Origin of the sequence: Streptomyces bauhiniae, assembly GCF_004784475.1 — a bacterium.
GTDB lineage: Bacteria > Actinomycetota > Actinomycetes > Streptomycetales > Streptomycetaceae > Streptomyces > Streptomyces seoulensis.
This window is the reverse complement of record NZ_SRRT01000008.1, coordinates 184836-209951: the sequence shown is the minus strand read 5'-3', so window position 1 is coordinate 209951 and position 25116 is coordinate 184836. Positions and strand designations below refer to the sequence as shown.

25 protein-coding genes and 1 pseudogene are annotated in these 25116 nt (G+C 71.2%); 15 read left to right on the top strand and 11 right to left on the bottom strand.

Going from position 1 to position 25116, the window contains the following annotated elements:
* Positions 1-4 precede the first annotated feature (4 nt).
* The 3 genes from E5083_RS26095 to E5083_RS26080 all read right to left on the bottom strand — a co-directional run bounded on the left by E5083_RS26095 (position 5) and on the right by E5083_RS26080 (position 1962).
* Positions 5-745, bottom strand: a complete 741-nt coding sequence (locus E5083_RS26095; RefSeq protein ID WP_135788130.1) for a VOC family protein — start codon at positions 743-745, stop codon at positions 5-7.
* Positions 746-773: 28 nt separating this feature from the next.
* Entirely contained in the window at positions 774-1307 is a 534-nt protein-coding gene (locus E5083_RS26090; RefSeq protein ID WP_135788129.1) for a hypothetical protein, read from the bottom strand.
* Between the two features lie 184 nt (positions 1308-1491).
* Positions 1492-1962 (bottom strand): hypothetical protein, encoded by a 471-nt coding sequence (locus tag E5083_RS26080; protein WP_135788128.1) that lies wholly within the window; start codon positions 1960-1962, stop codon positions 1492-1494.
* Positions 1963-2027: 65 nt separating this feature from the next.
* Between E5083_RS26080 and E5083_RS26075 the strand changes: the two genes are divergently transcribed.
* Both E5083_RS26075 and E5083_RS26070 read left to right on the top strand, forming a co-directional pair.
* Complete coding sequence (locus E5083_RS26075) at positions 2028-2993, top strand: helix-turn-helix transcriptional regulator (protein WP_135788127.1); 966 nt, start codon at positions 2028-2030, stop codon at positions 2991-2993.
* A gap of 113 nt (positions 2994-3106) precedes the next feature.
* On the top strand, positions 3107-4156 hold the full coding sequence (locus E5083_RS26070) for a hypothetical protein (RefSeq protein WP_135788126.1): 1050 nt from the start codon (positions 3107-3109) through the stop codon (positions 4154-4156).
* Here E5083_RS26070 and E5083_RS26065 read toward each other — a convergent pair.
* Positions 4143-4718, bottom strand: coding sequence for a CGNR zinc finger domain-containing protein (locus tag E5083_RS26065; protein ID WP_135788125.1), 576 nt, complete (start codon positions 4716-4718; stop codon positions 4143-4145). The genes E5083_RS26070 and E5083_RS26065 overlap by 14 nt on opposite strands.
* A gap of 81 nt (positions 4719-4799) precedes the next feature.
* Here E5083_RS26065 and E5083_RS26060 point away from each other — a divergent pair, with 81 nt between their 5' ends.
* The 6 genes from E5083_RS26060 to E5083_RS26035 are packed head-to-tail and all read left to right on the top strand — an operon-like array spanning position 4800 to position 10873.
* Positions 4800-5990, top strand: coding sequence for an epoxide hydrolase family protein (locus tag E5083_RS26060; RefSeq protein ID WP_135788124.1), 1191 nt, complete (start codon positions 4800-4802; stop codon positions 5988-5990).
* Between the two features lie 52 nt (positions 5991-6042).
* A complete protein-coding gene (gene argC / locus E5083_RS26055; RefSeq protein WP_135788123.1) occupies positions 6043-7071 on the top strand; it encodes an N-acetyl-gamma-glutamyl-phosphate reductase in 1029 nt (342 codons plus the stop codon).
* Positions 7068-8219, top strand: coding sequence for a bifunctional glutamate N-acetyltransferase/amino-acid acetyltransferase ArgJ (gene argJ / locus E5083_RS26050; RefSeq protein ID WP_135788122.1), 1152 nt, complete (start codon positions 7068-7070; stop codon positions 8217-8219). Before argC ends, argJ begins: the two co-directional genes overlap by 4 nt.
* On the top strand, positions 8216-9130 hold the full coding sequence (gene argB / locus E5083_RS26045) for an acetylglutamate kinase (RefSeq protein WP_135788121.1): 915 nt from the start codon (positions 8216-8218) through the stop codon (positions 9128-9130). The genes argJ and argB overlap by 4 nt, the downstream gene beginning before the upstream one ends.
* The gene (locus E5083_RS26040) at positions 9127-10323 is read left to right on the top strand and encodes an acetylornithine transaminase (protein WP_135788120.1); all 1197 of its coding nucleotides are present in this window, start codon (positions 9127-9129) and stop codon (positions 10321-10323) included. The genes argB and E5083_RS26040 overlap by 4 nt, the downstream gene beginning before the upstream one ends.
* 7 nt (positions 10324-10330) lie before the next feature.
* Complete coding sequence (locus E5083_RS26035; protein WP_030812919.1) at positions 10331-10873, top strand: arginine repressor; 543 nt, start codon at positions 10331-10333, stop codon at positions 10871-10873.
* 3 nt (positions 10874-10876) lie between these two features.
* Here E5083_RS26035 and E5083_RS26030 read toward each other — a convergent pair whose 3' ends face one another.
* The 5 genes and pseudogenes from E5083_RS26030 to E5083_RS26010 all read right to left on the bottom strand — a co-directional run bounded on the left by E5083_RS26030 (position 10877) and on the right by E5083_RS26010 (position 14804).
* A complete protein-coding gene (locus tag E5083_RS26030) occupies positions 10877-11617 on the bottom strand; it encodes an FAD:protein FMN transferase (RefSeq protein WP_425276755.1) in 741 nt (246 codons plus the stop codon).
* Between the two features lie 55 nt (positions 11618-11672).
* Positions 11673-12440, bottom strand: coding sequence for an FMN-binding protein (locus tag E5083_RS26025; protein WP_208754157.1), 768 nt, complete (start codon positions 12438-12440; stop codon positions 11673-11675).
* A gap of 17 nt (positions 12441-12457) precedes the next feature.
* A complete protein-coding gene (locus E5083_RS26020) occupies positions 12458-13840 on the bottom strand; it encodes a ferredoxin reductase family protein (RefSeq protein WP_167513639.1) in 1383 nt (460 codons plus the stop codon).
* Positions 13841-13928: 88 nt separating this feature from the next.
* Positions 13929-14174, bottom strand: a pseudogene (locus E5083_RS26015) (hypothetical protein); the annotation flags it as partial.
* A gap of 42 nt (positions 14175-14216) precedes the next feature.
* Positions 14217-14804 (bottom strand): pyridoxamine 5'-phosphate oxidase family protein, encoded by a 588-nt coding sequence (locus tag E5083_RS26010; RefSeq protein WP_135788119.1) that lies wholly within the window; start codon positions 14802-14804, stop codon positions 14217-14219.
* A 91-nt stretch (positions 14805-14895) separates the two neighbouring features.
* Between E5083_RS26010 and E5083_RS26005 the strand changes: the two genes are divergently transcribed.
* The 3 genes from E5083_RS26005 to E5083_RS25995 all read left to right on the top strand — a co-directional run bounded on the left by E5083_RS26005 (position 14896) and on the right by E5083_RS25995 (position 18677).
* A complete protein-coding gene (locus E5083_RS26005; protein WP_208754156.1) occupies positions 14896-16089 on the top strand; it encodes an argininosuccinate synthase in 1194 nt (397 codons plus the stop codon).
* Positions 16090-16175: 86 nt separating this feature from the next.
* Positions 16176-17612: an argininosuccinate lyase gene (gene argH / locus E5083_RS26000; RefSeq protein ID WP_135788117.1), complete on the top strand. Its 1437-nt coding sequence runs from the start codon at positions 16176-16178 to the stop codon at positions 17610-17612.
* A 93-nt stretch (positions 17613-17705) separates the two neighbouring features.
* Entirely contained in the window at positions 17706-18677 is a 972-nt protein-coding gene (locus E5083_RS25995) for an aldo/keto reductase (protein WP_135788116.1), read from the top strand.
* Positions 18678-18717: 40 nt separating this feature from the next.
* On the opposite strand, the gene E5083_RS25990 is transcribed toward E5083_RS25995, so the two are convergent.
* The gene (locus tag E5083_RS25990) at positions 18718-20187 is read right to left on the bottom strand and encodes an MFS transporter (RefSeq protein ID WP_244317656.1); all 1470 of its coding nucleotides are present in this window, start codon (positions 20185-20187) and stop codon (positions 18718-18720) included.
* An 81-nt stretch (positions 20188-20268) separates the two neighbouring features.
* Here E5083_RS25990 and E5083_RS25985 point away from each other — a divergent pair, with 81 nt between their 5' ends.
* The 3 genes from E5083_RS25985 to E5083_RS25975 all read left to right on the top strand — a co-directional run bounded on the left by E5083_RS25985 (position 20269) and on the right by E5083_RS25975 (position 22843).
* Positions 20269-20679 carry a winged helix-turn-helix transcriptional regulator gene (locus tag E5083_RS25985; protein WP_135788114.1) on the top strand — a complete coding sequence of 137 codons (411 nt, stop codon included), beginning with the start codon at positions 20269-20271 and terminating at the stop codon, positions 20677-20679.
* Positions 20680-20771: 92 nt separating this feature from the next.
* The gene (locus tag E5083_RS25980; protein ID WP_135788113.1) at positions 20772-21323 is read left to right on the top strand and encodes a TetR/AcrR family transcriptional regulator; all 552 of its coding nucleotides are present in this window, start codon (positions 20772-20774) and stop codon (positions 21321-21323) included.
* The gene (locus tag E5083_RS25975) at positions 21320-22843 is read left to right on the top strand and encodes an MFS transporter (RefSeq protein ID WP_135788112.1); all 1524 of its coding nucleotides are present in this window, start codon (positions 21320-21322) and stop codon (positions 22841-22843) included. The genes E5083_RS25980 and E5083_RS25975 overlap by 4 nt, the downstream gene beginning before the upstream one ends.
* A gap of 68 nt (positions 22844-22911) precedes the next feature.
* Here E5083_RS25975 and E5083_RS25970 read toward each other — a convergent pair whose 3' ends face one another.
* Positions 22912-23541, bottom strand: a complete 630-nt coding sequence (locus tag E5083_RS25970) for a lysophospholipid acyltransferase family protein (RefSeq protein ID WP_374201406.1) — start codon at positions 23539-23541, stop codon at positions 22912-22914.
* 329 nt (positions 23542-23870) lie between these two features.
* Here E5083_RS25970 and E5083_RS25965 point away from each other — a divergent pair, with 329 nt between their 5' ends.
* Complete coding sequence (locus tag E5083_RS25965) at positions 23871-25046, top strand: glycerophosphodiester phosphodiesterase (RefSeq protein WP_135788110.1); 1176 nt, start codon at positions 23871-23873, stop codon at positions 25044-25046.
* Positions 25047-25116: the final 70 nt, after the last annotated feature.

Below are 25116 nucleotides of genomic sequence, written 5' to 3'. Positions count from 1 at the left end.
CTCCTCAGGGCACCGCGAGTACGCAGAACTCGTGACCCTCGGGGTCGGTGAGGCAGGCCCACGGGACGTCACCCTGCCCGAGGTCGAGATCGACGGCACCGAGGGCCTTCAGCCGGGCGACCTCCGCCGCCTGGTCGCCGCCGGGGTCGGGGAGCAGGTCGAGGTGGACACGGCCGGGCGCCGTGTCCACTGCGGACGAGCGGAACAACTCCATATACGGACCGGTGCCGTTGGCCGCCCGTAGCAACACGAGATCCTCGGTCGCCCGGTGCACGGTCCACCCCAGCGCCTCACCCCAGAACCGGGCCATCGCCAACGGCTCCGCACAGTCCACGACCACCGCCGCGATCGGCCCGGTGTCCCGGTACCGCTCCCGAGGCTCCAGCACACAGAACTCGTTCCCCTCGGGATCAGCGAGCACCACCCACGGCACATCCCCCTGCCCGATGTCGACCGCCCTCGCCCCGCGCCCCTTCAACCGCGCGACCAACTCCGCCTGGTGATCCAGGGAGGTGGTGGCGAGATCAAGATGCGTACGATTCTTCACCGCCGCCTTACCCCCTGGCACCGGCACGACATCCACCCCGACCACCACGGGGTCCGGCCACACCAGCCCCCCGGCAGGCCCCACGTAAGTCGTCACTCCGGGACTGTAGGCAACCCACCCCAACGCCTCCGCCCAGAACCGCCCGACCGCCGCGGCATCAACGGCCTTGATATTGACGTGCACAGGTCGCAGTCCCATGGCGGCGATCCTATGCACGGGTCCTCGATCACAGGTGCTCGAAGAACCTGGTCCACCAGGTCGCTTCGCCCGCGTACGGTCCGTAGCTCAGTACGGACGCACCGGGCACGTCGTCAGCGAGCCAGGTCACCCCGTCGTAGCGCAGGTGCAGCAGCCGCAGGGGCACGATCCGGCACCCCAGTTCCGCCAGCGCGGTCTCGACCCGCCGACGGTCCACCGCCGACAACGCCCCGTCCGCGACGGCGTCGTCCAAGTCGGCGTGGCTGTCGGGCAAGGGCGTGGTCACCGCGGCGAGCCGCCCGTAGTTGCTGAGTCGGATGCCGAGAGAGACACCCGCCTCGGTGAGGGCGGCAGGCACACTCACCATGAAGTAGTAGCTGGCGTCCTGCGTCACGTCGAGGGAGCAAGGTCCCGCGAACTCGTCTGACAGCCGCTCGCTCAGCGCCGCCGCCCGCGCCTCGGCCTCCTGGTAGTCGAACCCGTCGGGGAACTCGGTATGGTCCGGGCCCGGGAGGCGGTCCAGGGAGCGGAGCAGATCGAGTATCTGCTGGTCATCGCGCATGAGGCCGAGCCTAGGGCCGGCGCCCACGCCGAAGCTGGCCGGGTTGCTTCAGGTTGCTGTGGTGGGCCGGGGGAGCGGCCGCGGACGCTGCGGGAGGTGCGGGAGCGGGTGGCGTACGCGCGGCGCGGGGGGACATCGGTCGCCGCTGCGCTTGGGCAGCGGCGTCTGCCGTAGCCGGGGGCCGTTACGTGCGGCGGGTGAAGGCCATGTGCCAGTTGGTGATCCAGGTTCGGCCTTCGTCGAGGGAGAACGCCTGTTCCCAGTGGGCGTGGTCCGTGGTGATGGCGGACCAGATAAAGCGGGCGCGGATCTTGTGGCCGGCGTGCTCGTCGTCGCCGTGGAAGACGCCGGTGCCGTCCGGGCCGAAGCTGCCGGTGACGGGCGGGAAGAGGGTGCCGGTGCGGTTGCTGGCCCAATAGAGGGACCACTCGGCGGTCTTCGGGTCGTACAGCCGCAGGGTCAGTCCGGAGAAGCCCATCGTCGGGAACTCGATCTCGTCGAAGCTGGCGGCGCCGTCGAAGTGGACGGAGGCGCGGGTGACGCCGGGGAACTCCTCCCAGCGGTCGTCGCCGTCGGTGGGGTCCAGGAAGTCCTTGCGCCGGCGGTTGGCGACGTCGTAGGTGCCGGTGAAGAACGTGAAGTCGTTGTCCGTCATGCGGCAGACGCTAGGACCGGTCCCCTGACATCCTGTGTCAGGGAAGAGGACGTAGATTCGCGGCCATGCGCGCCGGCCGACTCCTCTCGCTGCTCCTCCTGCTCCAGAACCGCGGCCGGATGACCGCCGACGAGCTGGCGGCGGAGCTGGAGGTGTCCGTACGCACGGTGTACCGGGACGTGCAGGCGCTCAGCGCGGCGGGCATCCCGCTGTACGGCGAGGCGGGCCACGCGGGCGGCTACTCCCTTCTGGACGGTTACCGCACGCGGCTGACCGGGCTGACGGCCGACGAGGCGCAGACCCTGTTCCTGGCCGGCCTCCCCGGACCGGCCGCCGAGCTGGGGCTGGGCCCCGTACTGGCGGCCGCCGAGCTGAAACTGGAGGCGGCGCTGCCCGCCGGGCTGCGGGAGCAGGGCCGCCGTATCCGCGAGTGCTTCCACCTCGACGCACCGGGCTGGTACCGGGAGGCCGACGAGGTGCCGCACCTCCCGGCGGTCGCGGCCGCGGTGTGGGAACGCCGGGCCGTCCGGGTCCGCTACCGCCGCTGGTACGACCCCCAGGTGGTGGAACGGCGGCTGGAGCCGTGCGGGATCGTGCTCAAAGCGGGGCGCTGGTACGTCGTCGCCCGTACCGACAGCGAGCTGCGCACGTACCGGATCGGGCAGATCCTCGTCCTCGACCCCCTGGACGAGCCCTTCGACCCCCCGGCCGGGTTCGACCTGGCCCGCCACTGGCAGGCCCACTCGGCGTCCCTCCAGGACCGGCTGTGGCAAGGGGAGGCGGAGATCCGTATCTCCCAAGCCGGCCTCGACCGCCTGCGCGACTTCGCGCCGCAGGCCGTCCTCGACGCCGTGAGCCGCGCGGAACCGGGCCCCGACGGCCATCGCCACGCCACTGTCCCCGTCGAGAGCCTCACCCACGCCGAGTCGGAACTCCTGCGCCTGGGCCCGGAGGTGGAGGTGCTCGCCCCGGCCGAACTCCGGGAGCGCATCGCGGCGTCGACGCGAGCGATGGCGGCGCTGTACGCGTGAAGTGAGCGCTTGATCCGGCCAGTTGGGTCGGCCCCCCTGTCGGCACTCTGTGTCATTATGCGGACGCGTCCCAGGGGAGTGGGGCGCGTTCACTGATCAGCAGGGGGTGCGGGATGGGCGCGGGTACGGAGCCGGACGGGTCGTCCAGGTCCGACGAGGAGTGGGAGCGGTTTCTGCGGGAGTCGGTGGCGGGTACCGCCGACGCGCCCAAGGAGCCGTCGGCGCGGGCCCGCGAAGTGGCGAGACGGCTGCGCACGGAGCCCGACCGGGGCCCGGACGGCTGGCGCAGCCCCCCGCCCGCCCGGCCCAGGCGGCGCGTCGGCTGGTACGTGGTCGGACTGCTGGCCGTGCCGGCCCTGCTCTTCGTGGCGCTCGCCCCCGGACGGGTGGTGGACCTCGTCACCGGTTCCGACGCGTCGCGTTCGGATGCCCAACGCCCCACCGCTCAGGACCCGTTCCGTGGTTCCCCGGCGGCGACCTGGGCGAGCGGCGCGGCGGGGATCACCCTGCCGAAGGAGGCCAGGGCGGTCGGCTGGATGAGCGCGGCCGAGGTCGAGCGGGCCCTCGCGCGCAGCCGGGACTTCCTCGTCGCGTCCAGCCTGGACCGGGGGGTGCTGCGGGGCGAGCGCCCCGAAAAGGCGATCGCGCTGATCAACCCGCACCAGAAGGACGTACAGCACCTCCTGAAGACCGCCTTCCGCACCCCGGGCGAGAAGAACGACCCCCTCCTCCTCTTCAGCCGCTTCCAGCCCTCCCGCGCCCACCTGGTCGGCGATGTCGTGAAGACACGCGGCGCGCTGACGTACGAGGAGGGCGAGCGCGGTGCGCTGAAGGTGACCGCCGACGTCACCTTCGTCTACCCGGTCGCCCGCACGGGCGGCGACGACGAGATCCTGCGCACGATCGTCCGCCGCGAACTGGTCCTGAGCTGGGACGACCCCGAAAAGGTCAGCACCGAGCCGGGCACGTTCTCGATCACCTCGTACAAGTACGCCACGACCAACGGCGGCTGCGGCACCCCCACGGGCTACCTCGTCCCGCCCTTCGGCCCGGGCCGCCAGTCGGACGAGTCCGGCAGGGAGGTCGACCCGTACGACCGCGACTCGCCGTTCGGCCGGGACGGCTCCTCGCAGAACGAGTGCGGGAGGGCTACGCGGTCCTAGGGGGTGTCGTGCGCTGGTTGGCATGGAAGCGTGCCTTCTTCTCGCGGTTGCCGCACGTGTTCATGTCGCACCATCTGCGGGTGCGGCTGCGGCTGGTGTCGAAGAAGGCGGCTCGGCAGGTCGGTGAGGCGCACAGGGCCAGCTTGCCGTCCCGTGCGCCCGAGATGACGCTGATCGCGTCGGCGGCGATGACCCCGAGGGCGTCTTCTACGGCGGAAGCCGGGCTGAGCCGCCATTGCCGCTTGCCCTCGGGCGTCAGGGCGGCAGCGGCCCGACCCTGAGCACTGCGGCTGTTGATGACGTGGACGGCAGGCGCGGGAAGAGCCTCCTCGAGCGCGGCCGCCGTCGCGGCGGCGTGGATCGACTCCCTCAGTTCCCGCGCGAGATCGAGCTGTGCGGCGGTGCAGGAGTCCACGGCGAGCCCGTACACGGCCAGCCAGTCGACGAGCCGCTGCGGGGTGGGGATGCGCTCCACTGCGTCGCCGTGCCGCTCCGACAGGGTCCCCGTGAAGCTGGTCGCGAGCACCGAACCGAGGCGGAATTCAGGGAAGCCGGTACGCATGAGAACCACCTTAGCCGGTTGCGGCGGGGCTCGGAGAGCTGTTAGAACCGTCTTGGCCGGTTCCGTGAACCAGGAGGTCTCATGCCCCGTCCGACGAGCGACGTACAAGCATTTGAAGCCCACGCGAGCGACGCCGAACTCGACGATCTGCGCGCGCGACTGGCCGCGGCGCGACTGCCGGAGGCCGAGACGGTCCATGGCGCCCCGCCCGGTTCTCGCCGGTGGGACCAGGGCGTTCCTCTCGCCGACCTCGCCGATCTCGTGCACTACTGGCGCACCGAGTACGACTGGCGGTCCTTCGAGAAGCGCCTCGACCGGATCGGCCAGTTCCGCACGACCATCGACGGTCTGGGCATCCACTTCCTGCACCGCCGCTCCGCGCGCCCGGATGCCACTCCGCTGATCCTGACGCACGGCTGGCCGGGCAGCATCGCCGAATTCACCGACGTGGCGGAGGAGTTGGCGGACCCGAAGGACGCGGACGCGCCGGCGTTCCACGTGGTGGTCCCGTCGCTGCCGGGCTTCGGCTACAGCGACAAGCCGGCCACCACCGGCTGGGGAACCGAGAAGATCGCGGCCGCGTGGGTCGAACTGATGGGACGGCTCGGCTACGACAGGTTCCTGGCCCACGGCGGCGACTGGGGAGGCAACATCACCACGGTCCTCGGCGGCAGGTTCCCGGCGCACGTTCTCGGCGTCCACAGCACCTTCGCGGAGGCGCCGCCCGGACTGAGCACGGACGGCCTGACGGAGGCCGAGCGCCGGTGGACCGAGGAGACCCACGACTTCTGGCACCACCGCGCGGCGTACGCGAAGCAGCAGGCGACCCGGCCGCAGACCATCGGCTACTCGCTCGTCGACTCACCGGTCGGGCTGCTCGCGTGGATTCTGGACAAGTTCGCCGAGTGGTCGGACACCGAGGACAGCCCGTTCGAGACGATCTCCCGCGACCGCGTCCTGGACGACGTCACCCTGTACTGGCTGACGCGCACCGGCGCGTCGGCGGCCCGCATCTACTACGAGAGCCACAACTCGCTCGACCCCGACCTCCGGGTCGACGTCCCGTCGGCGATCACCATGTACCCCCGCGACATCGAGAAGACCCCACGCCCCTGGGCGCAGGAGCGGTACCGCCGCATCGTCCGCTGGAGGTCACCCGAAGCGGGGGGCCACTTCCCGTCGCTGGAAGTCCCGGAGTATTTCGTCAAGGACCTGCAGGAGGGCCTCGCGGCCGTACTGGCCGCTCACGGAGCCCTTCCTTCGTGCACCTGATTGCATAAACCTGCGGCACTACGTATAGTCATGCCAGTTGAAGGAGGTTGGCATGGTGGTGCGTGTGGCGGTGGCCGGGGCCAGTGGGTATGCCGGTGGGGAGTTGCTGCGGCTGCTGCTCGGGCATGCCGGGGTCGAGGTCGGGACGCTCACCGGGCACTCCAGTGCCGGGCGGCGGCTCGGGGAGCTGCAGCCGCAGCTCGCACCGCTGGCCGACCGGGTGCTGGCGGAGACGACCGCCGAGGCGCTCGCCGGGCACGACGTGGTCTTCCTGGCGCTGCCCCACGGGCAGTCCGCCGCCGTCGCCGAGCAGCTCGGCCCCGACGTGCTCGTGATCGACCTGGGCGCCGACTTCCGGCTCACGAACCCCGCCGACTGGGAGCGCTTCTACGGCTCCCCGCACGCCGGTACCTGGCCCTACGGCCTGCCCGAACTCCCCGGCGCACGCGCCGCGTTGGAGGGCGTCAAGCGCATCGCCGTACCCGGCTGCTACCCCACCGCCGTCTCCCTCGCCCTCTTCCCCGCCTACGACGCCGGGATCACCGAGCCCGAGGCCGTGATCGTCGCCGCCTCCGGCACCTCCGGGGCCGGCAAGGCGCCCAAGGCGCATCTGCTCGGCAGCGAGGTGATGGGGTCCATGACCCCGTACGGCGTCGGCGGCGGACACCGGCACACCCCCGAGATGATCCAGAACCTCAGCGCGGCCGCCGGGGAACGGGTGAGCGTCTCCTTCACCCCGACCCTCGCGCCCATGCCCCGCGGCATCCTCGCCACGTGCAGCGCCAAGGCGCGCGCCGGGGTCACCGCGGAGACCCTCCGCGCGGTCTACGAGAAGGCGTACGCCGACGAGCCGTATCTGCGGCTGCTCCCCGAGGGGCAGTGGCCGGCCACCGGCGCCGTGACCGGCTCCAACGCCGTCCAGGTGCAGGTCGCCCTGGACGCCGAGACCCACCGCGTCATCGTGATCAGCGCCATCGACAACCTGACCAAGGGCACCGCGGGCGGTGCCGTACAGAGCATGAACATCGCCCTCGGGCTCGACGAGACCACCGGGCTTTCCACGATCGGAGTCGCACCTTGAGCGTCACAGCGGCCAAGGGATTCACCGCGGCGGGCATCGCCGCCGGGATCAAGCAGAACGGCAACCCCGACCTGGCCCTCGTGGTCAACACCGGCCCCCGACGTGCCGCCGCCGGCGTCTTCACCGCCAACCGCGTCAAGGCCGCCCCGGTGCTGTGGTCCGAGCAGGTCCTCAAGGGCGGCCAGATCAGCGCGGTCGTCCTCAACTCCGGCGGCGCCAACGCCTGCACCGGCCCCCAGGGCTTCCAGGACACCCACGCCACCGCCGAGAAGGTGGCCGAGGTTATCGACCGCGCCCCCATCGAGGTCGCCGTCTGCTCCACCGGCCTCATCGGCGTGACCCTGCCCATGGACAAGCTGCTCCCCGGCGTCGAGAAGGCCGCGGCCGCCCTGAGCGAGCACGGCGGCGAGAAGGCAGCCCTCGCCATCAAGACCACCGACACCCACCACAAGACCGCCGTGGTCACTCGCGACGGCTGGACCGTGGGCGGTATGGCCAAGGGCGCCGGCATGCTCGCCCCCGGCCTCGCCACCATGCTGGTCGTCCTCACCACCGACGCCGATCTCACCGACGCCGAGCTGGACAAGGCGCTGCGCGACGCCACCAAGGTCACCTTCGACCGGGTCGACTCCGACGGCTGCATGTCCACCAACGACACCGTCCTGCTGCTCTCCTCCGGCGCCTCCGGCATCACCCCCGGCTACGACGACTTCGCCGACGCCGTCCGCGAGGTCTGCGCCGACCTCGGCCGCCAGCTCATCGGGGACGCCGAGGGCGCCAGCAAGGACATCAAGGTCGAGGTGATCAACGCGGCAACCGAGGAGGACGCCGTCGAGGTCGGCCGCTCCATCGCCCGCAACAACCTCCTCAAGTGCGCCCTGCACGGCGAGGACCCCAACTGGGGCCGCGTGCTCTCCGCCATCGGCACCACGAAGGCCGCCTTCGAGCCCGACCGGCTCAACGTCGCCATCAACGGCGTCTGGGTCTGCAAGGACGGCTCGGTCGGCGAGGACCGCGACCTGGTCGACATGCGCTACCGCGAGGTGCACATCGTCGCCGACCTCGCCGCAGGCACCGAGACCGCCACCATCTGGACCAACGACCTGACCGCGGACTACGTCCACGAGAACAGCGCGTACAGCTCATGAGCACCCCCACGCGGAAGCACACCGCCCTGCCCAAGGCGCAGACCCTCGTCGAGGCGCTGCCCTGGCTCACCCGGCACCACGGCCGCACCGTCGTCATCAAGTTCGGCGGCAACGCCATGGTGGACGAGAGCCTGAAGGCCGCGTTCGCCCAGGACGTCGTCTTCCTGCGCCACGCCGGCCTGCGCCCTGTCGTCGTGCACGGCGGCGGCCCCCAGATCAGCGCCGCGCTCGACCGGCACGGCATCGTCAGCGAGTTCAAGGCCGGCCTGCGCGTCACCACCGAGGACGCCATGGACGTCGTACGGATGGTGCTCGCCGGGCAGGTGCAGCGCGAGCTGGTCGGCCTGCTCAACCAGCACGGACCGCTCGCCGTCGGCCTCACCGGCGAGGACGCCCACACCATCACCGCGACCCGGCACCGGCCCAGGGTCGACGGCGAACTCGTCGACATCGGACGCGTCGGCGAGATCACCGAGATCGACACCGGCGCCATCGAGACCCTGCTCGCCGACGGCCGCATCCCGGTCGTCTCCTCGATCGCCCGCTCCCAGGACGACGGACATGTCTACAACGTCAATGCTGATACGGCGGCTGCGGCACTCGCTGCTGCGCTGGGCGCCGAAACCCTCATGGTCCTCACCGACGTCGAGGGCCTCTACGAGGACTGGCCGCACTCCGACGAGGTGATCAGCCGCCTCACCGCCACCGAGCTGGAGAAACTGCTGCCCGAACTCTCCTCGGGCATGGTGCCCAAGATGGAGGGCTGCCTGCACGCCGTACGCAACGGCGTGCGCACCGCCCGTGTCATCGACGGCCGCGTCCAGCACTCGATCCTGCTGGAGATCTTCACCGACGAGGGCATCGGCACCATGGTCGTGCCCGACGAGCCGGACACACCGGGGGAGTCATGAGCAACGAGGAACTGACCGCGCGCTGGCAGGGCGCGCTCATGAACAACTACGGCACCCCGCGCCTCCCTCTCGTACGAGGTGAGGGCACCGCCGTCTGGGACGCCGACGGCAAGCGGTACCTGGACTTCGTCGGCGGTATCGCGGTCAACGCCCTCGGGCACGCGCACCCGGCGGTCGTCCGCGCGGTGAGCGAGCAGATCGGCACCCTCGGCCATGTCTCCAACCTGTTCGTCGCCGAGCCGCCCGTCGCCCTCGCCGAGCGCCTGCTCCGGCTGTTCGGCCGGGACGGCAAGGTGTTCTTCTGCAACTCCGGCGCCGAGGCCAACGAGGGCGCGCTGAAGATCGGCCGGCTCACCGGGCGCACCCACATGGTGGCGACCGACGGCGGCTTCCACGGCCGCACCATGGGTGCCCTCGCCCTCACCGGCCAGCCCGCCAAGCAGGAGCCGTTCCGCCCGCTGCCCGGCGACGTCACGCACGTGCCGTACGGCGACCCGCAAGCGCTCGCCGCCGCCGTCACCCCGGACACCGCCATGGTGATCATCGAGCCCATCCAGGGCGAGAACGGGGTCGTGGTGCCGCCGCCCGGCTACCTCAAGGCCGCCCGCGCCATCACGGCCGCGACGGGCGCGCTGCTCGTGCTGGACGAGGTGCAGACCGGCGTCGGCCGCACCGGCGACTGGTTCGCCTACCAGGCCCACGAGGGCGTACTGCCCGACATCGTCACCCTCGCCAAGGGGCTCGGCGGCGGACTGCCGCTCGGCGCCACCCTCGCCTTCGGCCGCGCCGCCGACCTGCTCCGGCCCGGCCAGCACGGCACCACCTTCGGCGGCAACCCGGTCGCCTGCGCCGCCGGACTCGCCGTCCTGGACACCATCGAGGACGAGGACCTGCTCGCCAACACCAAGCGGCAGAGCGAGGCCCTGCGCGCCGGGATCGAGGCGCTGGACCACCCGCTGGTCGACCATGTCCGGGGTGCGGGCCTGCTGCTGGGTATCGTGCTCACCGGGCCGCACGCCGGCGAGGCGCAGACGGCGGCCCAGGAGGCCGGGTTCCTGGTGAACGCGCCCGCCCCCGACGTCGTACGGCTCATGCCCCCGCTGAACCTCCGCGACGACGAGGTGGACGCCTTCCTCCAGGCGCTGCCCGGCATCCTCGACCAGAGCACCGAGGACGGACGACCCCGAGAATGAGACGACGATGAGCCAGGCGCAGGACCACGATCAGGCGGCGGGCGGACCCGCCGTACCGCAGACCCGGACGGCCCGACACCGCCGGATCGTGGACATCCTCAACCGGCAGCCGGTGCGCTCGCAGAGCCAGCTCGCCAAGCTGCTCGCCGACGACGGGCTGAGCGTCACCCAGGCGACGCTCTCCCGCGACCTGGACGAGCTGAACGCGGTCAAGATCCGCAACACCGACGGCGACCTGATCTACGCGGTGCCCAGCGAGGGCGGCTTCCGCACCCCGCGCGCCCCGCTGGGCGGCTCCGCCAAGGAGGAGCGGATGCGGCGGCTCTCCCAGGAGCTGCTGATCTCCGCCGAGGCGTCCGCCAACCTCGTCGTGCTGCGCACCCCGCCCGGCGCCGCCCAGTTCCTCGCCTCGGCCATCGACCAGGCCGAACTCCACGACGTCCTCGGCACCATCGCGGGCGACGACACCCTCATGCTGATCAGCCGGGACGCCACCGGCGGGCAGGCCCTCGCGGACCATCTGCTGCGGCTGGCGCAGAACGCGCCGTGACGCTCAGCCCAGCCGGGTGGCCAGGCCCCCCGTGCAGCGGACCTCGTCACCCGCGGTGATCAGCAGGCCCTCCACGTCCGGGAGGGACTCCAGCCAGGCCAGGCCCGCGCGGGAGCCCATCGCGAAGGCGGCGGTGGCCCAGCAGTCCGCCCAGGTCAGCCGGGGGGTCACCACCGTCACGGCGACCAGGTCGGTCACCGCGGAACGGCCGGTGCGCGGGTCCACGATGTGCGCGCCCCGCTCGGCCGTGCCCGAGGTCGCCACCGCCAGCTCGTCCGCACCGGCCGCCGACACCACCGCCGCCAGCCCGCCCGGCCGGAGCGGATCGGCCACGCCCACCCGCCAGGCCCGGTGCGGCTCGGGCGCGCCCACCATCTGGACGTCACCCCCGCCGTTCACGCTGACCCCGCACACCCCGCTGACGGCGGCCAGGGTGCGCGCGGCCCGCTCGGCGGACCAGCCCTTGACGATGCCGGTCGGGTCGAGGGTCCCCCGGTACCGGGTGCTGAACCAGCCGTCGCTCACCCGCTCCGCCTCGGCCGCCAGCGCCAGCACCTCGCGCACCTCGGGGGTGCACTGCTCCGGCGTCAGCTCCTCGCGGGCCAGCCGGGACACCTCGCTGTCCTCGCGGTAGGTGCTGAACACCGCGTCGACCCGGTGCAGCCCCGCGACCGCCGTCCCCAGCGCGGCGCGCACCTCGCCGGGGTCGCCGCCGCGCACGTCGAAGGAGAAGACGGTGCCCATGACCTCCTCCGCGTGCCGCAGCACATGCGGTGTCCCCGCCCGCTCGGCCACCGTCTCAGCCACCGGCCTGGTCCAGCGCGGACTGGAGCGACTTCTTGTACCCGGTGCTGGTGTAGGTCGCCCCGGACACCGAGTCGATCTCCGCGCTGCCCGCCGCGACCGCCGCCTGGTTCAGCCGGGGCACCGCCAGCGCGGTCTTCTCGTCGCTCTCGCCGCCCTTGGGCGCCTGGACCGCCTCCGCCTTGGTGATCTTCTTCCCGCTGAGCGTCACCCGCACCTGGACGGCGCCGTACGGCGTCTGCTCCGCGCTGCCGGTGACCGTACGGACCTGCGCGGCCCCTGAACTCCCGCCCGTGGGCGCCTTCTTGACCTTGTCCAGCGCCGACTGGAGCGACTTCTTGTACCCGGTGCTGGTGTACGTCGCCCCCGACACCGAGTCGATGTCCGCGTTCTGCGTCGCGAGGACCGCCTGGTTCAGCCGGGGCACCGCGAGCGCGGTCTTCTCGTCGCTCGTCGGGCCCTTCGGCGCCTCGACGGCCTCCGCCTTGGTGATCTTCCCGCCGCTGACCGTCAGCCGGACCCGCACGGCACCGTACGGCGTCTGCGCCGCGTCCCCGGTGACCGTGCCGGCCTGGTCGGACGCCTGGGCGCCCCCGCCGGACCCGCCCTGCGGGGACTCCTGCGCGGCCGCCGACGCCGGCGGGGCCGCCGCCGAGGCCGACGCCGGGTCGGAGGCGGGCTTCAGCGACAGCAGCAGCACGACACCGGACACGGTGGCGGCGGTGGCCAGCATCACGCGGCGGATGGGGTGGCTCTTCCTCATGGCTTCTGGAGCTCCGCTCACATCTCGAACGACTCGTGATGGATGCGCCGGGCGGGGACCCCCGCGCCGCGCAGTGCCTCGTACACCGACTGCGCGAAGCCGGGCGGCCCGCACATGAAGACGTCGTGGCGGTCGATGTCGGGCATCTTGCGCCGGAGGTTCTCCGCCGAGATGTCCGGCCGCTCGCCCTCCGGGCTGTTCACCGCGTACATCAGCCGGGCGCCCCGCTCGTCGGCGATCGCGGCCAGCTCGTCCCACAGGGCGAGGTCCTGCGTGGTGTTCGCCCGGTACAGCAGGGTGATGTCGCCGGAGGCGCCCGGCAGGGTCTCGAACAGCGCGCGCATCGGCGTGATCCCGACCCCGCCCGCCACCAGCAGCACCTTGCCCCGGCTGCGGCGCTGCGCGGTGAGCGCCCCGTACGGGCCCTCCGCCCACACCCGCGTGCCCGGCGTCAGCTCGCGCAGCCGCGCGCTGTGGTCGCCGATCGCCTTCACGGTGATCCGCAGCATGCCCGGCCGGGGCGCCGCCGACAGCGAGTACGGGTGCGAGCTGAACCGCATCCCCGGCGCCAGGAACCGCCAGCGGAAGAACTGGCCCGCCTCCGCGCCCATCCGGTGCAGCTTCCGCCCGGAGATCAGCACCGACACGATGCCCGGCGACTCCTCGATCACCGCCTCCACCCGCATCCGGTGCCGCAGGTTCAGCCGGACCGGCACGATGACGCGGTACCAGAGCACCAGCGCGGTCACCACGCCGTACAGCACGTACCAGAAGGTCTTCGCCATCGGCTCGACCGCGAAGTCGTTGCCGGTGGTGATCTGGTGCCAGAAGGTCAGGAACACCGCCGCGTACGTCAGCAGATGCACGTGGTACCAGGTGTCGTACGGCAGCCTGCGCCGGACCGGGCCGATGGAGGTGAGCCCGATCACCACGAACAGGCCGGTGCCGATGGCCGCCTTGCCCATGTCGGGGAGCTGGTTCACCGAATCGACGGTCTGCTGGACGATGTCGCCGAGCGACTTGCCCGCCTGGAGGGCGTACCCCCACATGATCAGGAAGACGTGCGCCAGGACCAGGCTCAGCGTGTACCGGCCGCTCATCGCGTGCCAGCGGGCCACCCGGTCCGAGCCGACCCGCCGCTCCAGCGCCGGTACGCGCGCCATCTGGAGCACGACCAGGGCCATCAGATAGCCGGCGAGCAGTCCGGTGATCCGGCCCGCGTTCAGAATCCTGCCGTTGTCGTCCGCGATGGACGGCGTGTTGTGCCACCAGAGCCACAACACGGCCGCGGCACCCGCCCAGACCGCGAGCAGCAGGATGACGGCCGGCGAGCGGCGCGGGCGGATGCGGCGCATCGTCTGGCGGCGGGCGGCACGTCCGCCTGCGAGCGTGGTGGTCACGGTTCCTCCGGGGGACTTGACCCTTGGCCCACACATACGTGCGGTGCGGGCGGAGTGTTCAGCGTCCCGGCGGGTGACCTGGCGGGGGTCAGTAGCGGGCCAGCGCGGTGGCCCCGCCCCCGGTTCCGATGGCGATGTGCGGATGCCTGGACGGGTCGGTCCAGCGGAGGATCTCGGTCATGGCATGGGTGCTGTACGGGACCAGGTGCTCGGACTCCGAGGCGCGGCAGTCGGCGGGGAGGGGGTCGGCCCAGCGGTTGTAGGCGCGGGAGTCGTTGTCCTGGCACCACCAGGAACTCTCGGCCACCGGGCGGTACTTGACGCGTGTCCCGGCCGCCGTCCACCGCCCGTGCCGCGCCAGGCGGCGGCGCATGGCTCAGACCGTAGAGGGCGGCAGGGGCAGTGGCAGGCCGGGGAGGCCGTCGATGCTCGTCGCGATGTGCTCCTTACTGGTGAAGTAGGCGCTGAGGGAGGCGTCGTCCTCGCGTACGAAACGCCGCCGGTGCGAATCGCGGTCCTCCTCGTAGGCCATGCGGGGCACGGCGTACCCGCAGGAGTCCCGCACCAGCTCGGCATGGACGACGATGATCGCCCGCAGGCCGTGCGGGGCCGGGTCGATGCCGGGGAAGGCGGCCAGCAGCTCGGCGAAGCGCGGGTCGTCGCGGAAGACCGGCTCGCCCCGCCCGTGGACGCGCACGATGTTCGGCGGGCCCTGGAAGGCGCACCACATCAGGGTGATCCGGCCGTTCTCCCGCAGGTGGGCCACGGTCTCCGCGTTGGAGCCCGCGAAGTCGAGGTACGCCACCGTCAGCTCGTCCAGCACGACGAACGAGCCCTTGAGGCCCTTGGGGGAGAGGTTCACCGTGCCGTCGCCGGACAGAGGCGCGGTCGCGGTGAAGAAGAGGGGCTGCTCCTCGATGAATCTCCGGAGCCTGCCGTCGATGCGCTCATATGTCTTTCCCATGCCCGCTGCCTACCCCACCTCCGCGATTGACGAATCATGCGGAGTTCTGCATACTCATGCATATCAGCGAATGCACGTGAGGAGAGAACCCGTGACCGAGCGCGTCGTACTCGCCTACTCAGGCGGACTGGACACCTCCGTCGCCATCGGCTGGATCGCCGAGGAGACGGGCGCCGAGGTCATCGCCGTTGCGGTGGACGTCGGCCAGGGCGGCGAGGACCTGGACGTCATCCGCAAGCGCGCCCTCGCGTGCGGTGCCGTCGAGGCCGAAGTGGCCGACGCCAAGGACGAGTTCGCCGAGGAGTACTGCCTCCCGGCGATCAAGGCGAACGCCCTGTACATGGACCGCTACCCGCTGGTCTCGGCCCTCTCCCGGCCGACGATCGTCAAGCACCTCGTCGCCGCCGCGCAGAAGCACGGCGCCACCACGGTCGCCCACGGCTGCACCGGCAAGGGCAACGACCAGGTCCGCTTCGAGGCCGGCATCGTCGCCCTCGCCCCGGACCTGAAGTGCATCGCCCCGGTCCGCGACTACGCGATGACCCGTGACAAGGCGATCGCCTTCTGCGAGGCGAAGAACCTCCCGATCGCGACCACCAAGAAGTCCCCGTACTCCATCGACCAGAACGTCTTCGGACGCGCCGTCGAGACGGGCTTCCTGGAGGACATCTGGAACGCCCCGATCGAGGACATCTACGAGTACACCTCGAACCCGGCCGAGGCCCGCGAGGCCGACGAGGTCGTCGTCACCTTCGAGCGCGGCGTGCCCGTCGCCCTCGACGGCCGCCCGGTCACCGTCCTCCAGGCCATCCAGCAGCTCAACGAGCGCGCGGGCGCCCAGGGCATCGGCCGGATCGACATGGTCGAGGACCGCCTCGTCGGCATCAAGTCCCGCGAGGTGTACGAGGCTCCGGGCGCCATCGCCCTGATCACCGCCCACCAGGAGCTGGAGAACGTCACCGTCGAGCGCGAACTCGCCCGCTACAAGCGGCAGGTGGAGCAGCGCTGGGGCGAACTGGTCTACGACGGCCAGTGGTTCTCCCCGCTGAAGCGGGCGCTGGACGGCTTCATCGCCGAGGCCAACGAGCACGTCTCCGGCGACGTCCGGATGACCCTGCACGGCGGCCGCGCCGTCGTCACCGGCCGCCGGTCCCAGTCGTCGCTGTACGACTTCAACCTCGCCACCTATGACACCGGCGACAGCTTCGACCAGGCCGCGGCCAAGGGCTTCATCGACATCTACAGCCTGTCGTCGAAGATCGCGGCCAAGCGAGACCTCGCTTAAGCACCGTCGTCAGCAGCAGGCCGACCGCCTCCCCGCCTGCCAGGGTGGGGAGGCGGCGGCACACCACGAGCTCGAGGAGCAACGCAGTGAGCAGCAACAGCGGTGACGTACGGCTCTGGGGCGGCCGTTTCGCCGACGGTCCCGCCGAGGCCCTGGCAAAGCTGTCCGCGTCCGTCCACTTCGACTGGCGGCTCGCCCCCTACGACATCGCCGGGTCCCGCGCCCACGCGTGCGTGCTGCACACGGCGGGCCTGCTCGACCAGGACGAGCTGACCCGGATGCTCGCGGGGCTCGACCAGCTCGAAGCCGACGTGGCCTCCGGGGAGTTCACCGGCACGATCGCCGACGAGGACGTGCACACCGCCCTGGAGCGCGGTCTGCTGGAGCGGCTCGGCCCCGACCTAGGCGGCAAGCTCCGCGCGGGCCGGTCGCGCAACGACCAGGTCGCCACGCTCTTCCGGATGTACCTGCGCGACCACGCCCGGATCATCGGCGGTCTGATCGCGGACCTCCAGGACGCCCTGGTCGGCCTCGCCGAGGCCCACCCGGACGTGGCCATGCCCGGCCGCACCCACCTCCAGCACGCCCAGCCGGTGCTCTTCGCCCACCATGTGCTGGCCCACGTCCAGTCCCTCGGCCGGGACGCCGAGCGGCTGCGCCAGTGGGACGAGCGCACGGCCGTCTCCCCGTACGGCTCCGGGGCGCTCGCCGGTTCCTCCCTCGGGCTCGACCCCGAGGCGGTCGCGCGTGACCTCGGCTTCGAGCGGGGGAGCGCGGGCAACTCCATCGACGGCACGGCCTCGCGGGACTTCGCGGCGGAGTTCGCCTTCATCACCGCGATGATCGGCATCGACCTCTCGCGGATCGCGGAGGAGATCATCATCTGGAACACGAAGGAGTTCTCCTTCGTCACCCTGCACGACGCGTTCTCCACCGGTTCCTCGATCATGCCGCAGAAGAAGAACCCGGACATCGCGGAGCTGGCGCGCGGCAAGTCCGGCCGGCTGATCGGCAACCTCACGGGCCTGCTGGCCACGCTGAAGGCGCTGCCGCTCGCGTACAACCGCGACCTCCAGGAGGACAAGGAGCCCGTCTTCGACTCCTGCGACCAGCTCGAGGTACTGCTCCCCGCCTTCACCGGCATGATCGCCACCCTCACCGTCCACCGCGACCGCATGGAGGAACTGGCCCCGGCCGGCTTCTCCCTCGCCACCGACATCGCCGAGTGGCTGGTCCGCCAGGGCGTCCCGTTCCGCGTAGCCCACGAGGTCGCGGGGGAGTGCGTCAAGGTCGCGGAGGCGGACGGCAAGGAACTCGACGCCCTCACCGACGACCAGTTCGCCAAGATCTCCCCCCACCTCACCCCGGAGGTCCGCACGGTACTGAACGTCAAGGGCGCGCTGGCGTCCCGCAATGGGAGGGGCGGTACTGCGCCGAGCGCGGTGGCGCTGCAACTGGCGGAGGTAAAGCAGGACGTGGCCAACCAGCACGAATGGGCAAAGGCCAAGAGCAGCGCAACCTAGGGGCGCGGGGAACTGCGCGACCAGCCACAACGCACCGGCAGCCCGTTACGTTGGTCGCGCGCCCCCTTGGAGCCGAACGAACGGACCGCCACGATGCCCTTCACTCGCCTCTCCTCCGCCACCACCCCCACCTGCCACCTAGGTCTGGGCCTGGCCGCGGTAGGCCGCCCCGCCTACATCAACCTGAACCGAGCCAAAGACCTAGGAGATGACCGGAGCGCCAAGGCGCTACAAACCCGCACGCACGAACTACTGGACGCCGCCTACGCCCAAGGCGTCCGCTACTTCGACGCCGCCCGCTCCTACGGCCGCAGCGAGGAGTTCCTCGCGAACTGGCTGAAGGCCCGCCCGGACGCCGACGACGTGGTGATCGGCAGCAAGTGGGGCTACACCTACACCGCCGACTGGTCCACCGACGCCGACCAGCACGAGATCAAGGACCACACCCTCCCCACGTACGACCGCCAGCGCGCCGAAACGGCCGAACTGCTCGGGGACCGGCTGGACCTGTACCAGATCCACTCCCTCACCCCCGACAGCCCCGCCCTCACCGACCGCGCCCTGCATCAAAGGCTCGCCGAAGCGGCCGCAGGCGGCCTCACCATCGGCTTCTCCACCAGCGGCCCCGCCCAGGCCGACACCATCCGGGCCGCTCTGGAGATCACCGTCGACGGCACGCCCCTGTTCCGCACCGTGCAGTCCACGTACAACGCCCTGGAGACCTCGGCCGGCCCCGCGCTCGCGCAAGCCCACGACGCCGGGCTCACGGTGATCGTCAAGGAGGGCATGGCCAACGGCAGGCTCGCCCCGGACCACGCCCCCCAGCCCCTGCGGGACATCACGGAGGAGACCGGCCTCGGCACGGACGCCGTCGCCCTCGCGCTGATCCTCTGCCGCCCCTGGGCCGGCGTCGTCCTCTCCGGCGCCGCGACCGTCCCCCAGCTCGGCTCCAACCTGCACGCCGCCGCCGTCGACCTCAGCGACGACCAGCGGGCCCGTCTCGACACCCTCGCGGAGGACCCGCACACCTACTGGGCACGACGCGGCGAGCTGCCTTGGCAATGAGAGGTTGACGGCTCCTCTGACCGGGCCGTCCCGCCGCCGGTCAGGAGACCGGGGTGTGGTGTTCGGGAGACGCCGTGCTCTGTTGCTCCATGCCCACGGACGGCGCTCCCCTGAGCAGGCCGGCGCCGACGAGCAAGGCGGCCAGCGCGAATCCGGAGGCGGCCAGGAAGGCCACGTGGTAGCCGCCGGCCAGCGATTCCGTCTCGGTCTTCCCCGCGGCGGTGAGGCTGTCGGTACGCGCGCTGACGAAGGCGCTCAGCACGGTCAGGCCGATCGCGCCCCCGATCTGCTGAGTGGTGTTGAACAGCCCGGAGGCGATGCCGGACTCGGCGGGCGTGACGGCGGCCATGCCGAGTCCCATGACGGCGGGCGCGGCGAGGCCGAAGCCGAGCCCCATGACGAGACCGGCCGGAAGGAAATCCACCAGGTAGACGCCGTCGACGCGGGCGAACGACAGCATGACGAACGCCCCGACGACGAGGGCGAGCCCGAGCAGCAGCATCGCGCGCCGGCCGAACCTGGTGATGAGCCGGGTCGAAAGACCGAGGGACACCGCCGCGATCACCACGGCGATGGGCACGAACGCCATGCCGGCCCGCAGGGAGCCATACCTCAGCACCCGCTGGAGATAGAGCGTGCCGAAGAACAACAGGCCGAACATGCCGCCGATCATCAGGAACTGGACGATGTTGGCCGCGGCCAGGCTCCGCGAGCGGAAGTAAGTCAGTGGCAACAGCGGTCTGGCGGCCGTGGCCTGGCGGACCACGAACCCGATCAGCGACACGAGGGCCAGAGGACCGAGCAGCAGGGTCCGGGGCGCTGCCCATCCGACTCGCTCGGCGTCCACGACGGTGTACACCAAGAGCGTCATGCCGGCCATGAGCAGCAGGGCTCCCAGGAAGTCGGTGCCCTTGCCCAGGCCCTCGCCGCGTTGCCCGGGGAGCACTCGTGCGCCGACCAGGACGAGGGCGGCACCGATCGGTGCGTTGATGAAGAAGATCCAGTGCCAGCTGAGCAGTTCGGTGAGGACGCCGCCGAGCAGCGGCCCGACCGCGCCGCCGCCCGCCGAGGCGAAGCTGTACGCGGCGATGGCCTGAGCCTGCTCGCGGCGACCGGAGAACACGGTCGCGACCATGCCGAGGATGCAGGCGGAGGCCACCGCCCCACCGATCCCCTGGAGGAAGCGGGAGGCGATCAGCACGCTCTCGCCGGCCGCGAGACCGCACAGCACCGAAGAGGCGCTGAACAACACGATCCCGGTGAGGAAGACGGCCTTCCGCCCGATCAGGTCACCGAGCCGTCCGGCCAGCAGCAGGAGACCACCGAACGGAATCACGTAGGCGTTGACCACCCAGATCAGGTTCCCGGAGGAGATTCCGAGGCCACGCTGTACGGCGGGCAGCGCCACGTTCACGATGTTCTGGTCCAGGACGATCATCATCTGGCCGACGCAGAGCAGGATGACGGTCAGCCAGGGTGACGCACTCGCCCGTGCGTGGGACATGGGCATGGTCGTACCTCCCTTTGGGGAACTATTTGTTACAGCCGCCATCTTCTGTAACCATCAGGAGCCAGGGAAGGAGGCACTTTCATGTCACGCAGTAACACGCGTGTGTCCCAGGAGGTCACCGCCCAGGCGTGTCCGCTGGTCGAGGTGATCGATCACGTGGCGGGCAAGTGGAGCATCAGCATCCTGGTCGCCGCCGCGCACGGCCCCGTCAGGTTCACCGAGCTGGAACGAGCTGTCGAAGGCATCAGCCGGCGGATGCTCACCCTGAACCTGCGCAGGCTGGAACGCGACGGTCTGCTGACGAGAACCGTTTACCCCACCGTGCCGCCGAAGGTCGAGTACAGCCTCACTTCCATGGCTCAGGAGCTGCACTCCTCCCTCACCGGCCTCGTGGAATGGGCGGAGCGGCACCGCGCTGCCATCGCAGAGGCCAGGGCCGTCTACGACAACACGGCCTCAGGGGCGACGAGGGAAGACGAGCCTCACCCGTAGTCGGACGGCGGCGGGCGGGGCTTCTCCGCCGGTGAACGGCCTCACCTGCCCACGGTGAGACATCAATGTCTCATTCGAGGTACCCTTGTCTCATGGCTCTCGACCGTGACCACGTGCTGCGCTCCGCCGCCGCCCTGCTGACCCGCAAGTCCACCGCGACGATGGACGAGGTCGCGCGCGCGGCCGGGATCAGCCGTGCCACGCTCCACCGGCACTTCGCCGGACGCGACGCGCTGGTCCGCGCGCTGGAGGCGCTCGGCATCGCGGAGTGCGAGGCGGCGCTCGACCGCGCCCGGCTGGACGAGGGCCCCGCCGCCGACGCCGTACGCCGTCTGGTCCGCGAGATCGAGCCGGCCGCCGGACTGCTCGCCTTCCTCTACGGCGAGAACCAGCTCTGGGAGGGCGCGGGGCAGAACACCGGCTGGCTGGGCCTGGACGCCCGGATCAGCGCCCTCTTCCAGCGCGGCCAGCGCGACGGCGACCTCCGTATCGACCTCACCCCCGGCTGGCTCACCGAAGCCTTCTACGGGCTGATCACCTCGTGCGCCTGGGCCGCGGTGGACGGCCGGGTGGCCTCCCGAGACTTCGCCACGATGGTCGCCGAGCTGCTGCTCGGCGGCGCGCTGCGCAGGGCGGAATCATGACCAGCACCCTGCGGCAGCCCCTACCCGTCGAGACCGAGCGGCGCCCCGGCCGCTGGCTGGCACTCTCGGTGCTGGTCCTCGCCGTCCTGCTCGTCGCCGTCGACGCCACCGTCCTCGGCCTCGCCACCCCCTACATCAGCGAGGATCTGCACCCCTCCGGCACCCAGTTGCTGTGGATCGGGGACGTCTACTCGTTCGTCATCGCCGGACTGCTCGTCTCGATGGGCAGCCTCGGCGACCGCGTCGGCCGCAAGCGCATCCTGCTCTGCGGCGCGGCCGCGTTCGGCGCGATCTCGGTGCTGAACGCCTACGCGAGCACGCCCGGCCTGATGATCCTGGCGCGGGCCCTGCTCGGCGTCGCGGGCGCGACCCTGATGCCCGCGACCCTGGCCCTGATCCGCAACCTCTTCCACGACCCGCGCGAGCGCAGCCTCGCCATCGGCATCTGGGGCGCCACCGCCTCCGCCGGCACGGCCGTCGGCCCCATCGTGGGCGGCTTCCTGCTGGAGCACTTCTGGTGGGGCTCGGTGTTCCTGATCAACCTGCCGGTGATGGCGGTCCTGGTCCTGGTCGGCATCCGCACCCTGCCCGAGTCCCGCGACCCGAACCCCGGCCCGTGGGACCTGGCGAGCGTGCTGCTGTCCCTGGTCGGCATGCTCGCGCTGGTCTACGCGGTGAAGGAGGCCGCGACCCACGGCTTCGGCCCGCTCACGCTGGCCACCGGCCTGCTGGGCGCCGCCGCGCTGTACGGGTTCGTCCGGCGCCAGCTCACCCTGCCGACCCCGCTGCTGGACATGCGGCTGTTCCGGCACCGGGGCTTCAGCGGGGCGGTGCTGGCGGATCTGCTGACGGTGCTCGGGATGTCGGGGCTGGTGTTCTTCCTGTCCCAGTTCCTGCAACTGGTCCAGGGCAGGCACCCGTTCGAGGCGGGCCTGGCCGAACTGCCCGCCGCCGTCGGCGCGGTGGTGGCCGGTCTGATCGCGGGCCGCGCGGCCCGCCGCTTCTCGGTACGCGCGGTGGTCTCCGGCGGCCTCGCCGCGATCGGCGTCTCCCTCGCCGTCCTCACCACGCTCGACGCCACCACCGGCTACCCCCTGCTCGGCGCCGCCCTGCTGATCGTCGGCACCGGCGCGGGCTTCTCCTTCACCGTCACCTCCGACGTCATCCTCTCCAGCGTCGACAAGAACCGCGCGGGCGCCGCCTCGGCCGTCTCGGAAACGGCGTACGAACTGGGCGCGGCCCTGGGCATCGCCCTGCTGGGCTCGATCGTGACGGCCGCCTACCGCAATTTCACAGCCCCACCGGGCACCCCGGAATCCGCCCACGAGTCCCTGGGCGCGGCAGTGGAAGCCTCAACGGCAATGCCCACCCCGAGATCAGAGGCATTGCTGGAAGCGGCCAGAGAATCCTTCGTACACGGCCTGCACTTGGCGTCAGGAGCGGGAGCGGCGGTACTGCTGATGACTGCGGTGGCGGCGTGGTTCCTGCTGAAGGGGCAGAGGCTGGAAAACGCGGCCTGACCGTGCCTACCCAGGGGCGCGGGGAACTGCGCGACAAGCCACAACGCACCCACGCCCAAAAAACAACCTCACGCAGCCTTGGCCTTCGTGGCGTACATATCCACGTACTCCTGCCCAGAAAGCCGCATAACCTCAGCCATCACAGAATCCGTCACAGCCCGCAGCACATACCGATCCCGATCCATCCCCTCATACCGGGAGAACTCCATAGGCTCGCCAAAGCGAACCGTCACCTTCCCCGGACGGGGAAACCCCTTCCCCCCAGGCTGAAGCTTGTCCGTGCCGATCATGGCGAACGGCACCACCGGCGCCCCCGTCATGAGCGTCAGCCGAGCAATCCCCGTACGCCCCCGGTACAGCCGCCCGTCGGGAGAGCGAGTCCCCTCGGGGTAGATCCCGAAGACCCGCCCCTCCTCCAGCACCCGCCGCCCCGTCATCAGCGCGGCCACGCCGCCATTCGCACCGTCCCGGTCCACCGGAATCATGCCGACCCCGGTGAAGAACCAGGCCATGGCCCGCCCCTTGATCCCCTTGCCGGTGACGTACTCGTCCTTGCCGATGAACTGCACCTGCCGCTTGGACACCACCGGCAGCACGATCGAGTCGATGAACGTCAGGTGGTTGCCCGCCAGGATCACCGGGCCCTCACCGGGGATGCGCTCAAGGCCCTCCACCTGGGGGCGGAACATCAGGCGCATGGCCGGCGCGAGCACTGCCTTGATGAGCGCGAAGCGGGACAACGGGTCCTCCAGGCCGAGCGGACGATATGAGTCTGTGCAGGTGAGGACATTACTCGCGGCTATGGGAAAAGCGCACATCGGGCAGCGCGATTCACCGAGGTCTTACGTGTTGTTGACACGGGCTCATCCGCCGCGGAACACCCCGTCGTGCCATCGGCCCGCACCCGCGTGTTCCCGCCGAGGTCTCCCCTCCGTCATGTCCACGCCCCTACGATCGGCGCGCACCCCAACGGACACAGCACAGGTCAGACCCAAGAAGACCCTCGTAACGACAGCGGGAGACGCGTATGGAAAGCGACCGGACCAACCAGCCCTCGCGCGCGACCGGACGGCGCGCGGTCCTCGGTGCGGCGGTGCTCGGCGCGGGCGGGGCGGTCCTCGGGCTGCCCTCCGCCGCCCGGGCGGCGGACACCCGGACGGCCGGGTCCGGCGGACGCGGTCTGAAGAGCCTGCCGGTGCCGACGATCATCGGCCACCGGGGTGCCAGCGGCTACCGCCCCGAGCACACCTTCGGCTCGTACGACCTCGCGCTGGAACTCGGCGCCGACATCGTGGAGGCCGGTGACCTGGTGCCCACCAAGGACGGGCATCTCGTCTGCCGTCACGAGCCCGAGATCGGGGGCACCACCGACGTCGCCGCGCACCCCGAGTTCGCCGGCCGGAAGACCACCAAGGTGCTCGACGGGGTCTCCGTCACCGGCTGGTTCACCGAGGACTTCACGCTCGCCGAGCTGAAGACGCTGCGGGCCGTCGAGCGCATCCCGGCCAACCGCCCGCACAACACCCTTTACAACGGCCGCTGGGAGATCCCCACCTTCGAGGAGGTGCTGAAGTGGCAGGACGCCCGCACCCGTGAGCGCGGCCGCCAGGTCTGGATCTACCCCGAGCTGAAGCACCCCACCTACTTCCGCCGCCTCGGCCTGGACCCGGAGCAGCGGGTGGCCAAGCTGCTGCGCAAGTACGGCAAGGACACCCGGAATTCGCCGGTCGTGCTGCAGTCCTTCGAGCCGACCAGCATCCAGCGGCTCAACCGGATCGTCGACAATCCACTGGTCGTCCTCCTCGACGCCGCGGGCACCCGCCCGTACGACTTCGTCGCCACCGGTGACCCCCGTACGGTGGCCGACCTCGTCACGCCCAAGGGGCTGCGCGAGATCGCGGGGTACGCCCAGGGCATCGGTCCCACCCTGGACCTGGTCATCCCGAAGAAGGCCGACGGCACCCTGGGCGAGCCGACCCGGCTGGTCGCCGACGCGCACAAGGTCGGCCTGATCCTGCACCCGTACACCATGCGCAACGAGAACCCCTTCCTCCCGGCGGAGTTCCGCAAGGGCGGCGACCCCGACGGCTACGGGGACGTGTTCGGCGCGTACCGCACCTACTTCGCCACCGGGATCGACGGCGTCTTCACCGACAACGCCGACACCGGCGTGCTGGCCCGCGCCGACTTCCTGGGCCACTGAAGTACGGCCGGGGCGTCAACACCGGCGCCCCGCACCCGCTGATCCGGGTGACAGCGCGCCGTCCCGGAAA

Coding starts and splice junctions, on each gene's coding strand:
- E5083_RS26010 (WP_135788119.1), bottom strand. CDS start 14,804: ATGGGAAAGACATATGAGCGCATCGACGGCAGGCTCCGGAGATTCATC.
- E5083_RS25990 (WP_244317656.1), bottom strand. CDS start 20,187: ATGCCCATGTCCCACGCACGGGCGAGTGCGTCACCCTGGCTGACCGTC.
- argC (WP_135788123.1), top strand. CDS start 6,043: ATGGTGGTGCGTGTGGCGGTGGCCGGGGCCAGTGGGTATGCCGGTGGG.
- E5083_RS26070 (WP_135788126.1), top strand. CDS start 3,107: ATGGGCGCGGGTACGGAGCCGGACGGGTCGTCCAGGTCCGACGAGGAG.
- E5083_RS26060 (WP_135788124.1), top strand. CDS start 4,800: ATGCCCCGTCCGACGAGCGACGTACAAGCATTTGAAGCCCACGCGAGC.
- E5083_RS25995 (WP_135788116.1), top strand. CDS start 17,706: ATGCCCTTCACTCGCCTCTCCTCCGCCACCACCCCCACCTGCCACCTA.
- argB (WP_135788121.1), top strand. CDS start 8,216: ATGAGCACCCCCACGCGGAAGCACACCGCCCTGCCCAAGGCGCAGACC.
- E5083_RS26090 (WP_135788129.1), bottom strand. CDS start 1,307: ATGCGCGATGACCAGCAGATACTCGATCTGCTCCGCTCCCTGGACCGC.
- E5083_RS25965 (WP_135788110.1), top strand. CDS start 23,871: ATGGAAAGCGACCGGACCAACCAGCCCTCGCGCGCGACCGGACGGCGC.
- E5083_RS26075 (WP_135788127.1), top strand. CDS start 2,028: ATGCGCGCCGGCCGACTCCTCTCGCTGCTCCTCCTGCTCCAGAACCGC.
- E5083_RS26095 (WP_135788130.1), bottom strand. CDS start 745: ATGGGACTGCGACCTGTGCACGTCAATATCAAGGCCGTTGATGCCGCG.
- E5083_RS25980 (WP_135788113.1), top strand. CDS start 20,772: ATGGCTCTCGACCGTGACCACGTGCTGCGCTCCGCCGCCGCCCTGCTG.
- E5083_RS26030 (WP_425276755.1), bottom strand. CDS start 11,617: ATGGGCACCGTCTTCTCCTTCGACGTGCGCGGCGGCGACCCCGGCGAG.
- E5083_RS25985 (WP_135788114.1), top strand. CDS start 20,269: ATGTCACGCAGTAACACGCGTGTGTCCCAGGAGGTCACCGCCCAGGCG.
- E5083_RS26035 (WP_030812919.1), top strand. CDS start 10,331: ATGAGCCAGGCGCAGGACCACGATCAGGCGGCGGGCGGACCCGCCGTA.
- E5083_RS26025 (WP_208754157.1), bottom strand. CDS start 12,440: ATGAGGAAGAGCCACCCCATCCGCCGCGTGATGCTGGCCACCGCCGCC.
- E5083_RS26080 (WP_135788128.1), bottom strand. CDS start 1,962: ATGACGGACAACGACTTCACGTTCTTCACCGGCACCTACGACGTCGCC.
- E5083_RS26040 (WP_135788120.1), top strand. CDS start 9,127: ATGAGCAACGAGGAACTGACCGCGCGCTGGCAGGGCGCGCTCATGAAC.
- E5083_RS25975 (WP_135788112.1), top strand. CDS start 21,320: ATGACCAGCACCCTGCGGCAGCCCCTACCCGTCGAGACCGAGCGGCGC.
- E5083_RS26065 (WP_135788125.1), bottom strand. CDS start 4,718: ATGCGTACCGGCTTCCCTGAATTCCGCCTCGGTTCGGTGCTCGCGACC.
- E5083_RS25970 (WP_374201406.1), bottom strand. CDS start 23,541: ATGCGCCTGATGTTCCGCCCCCAGGTGGAGGGCCTTGAGCGCATCCCC.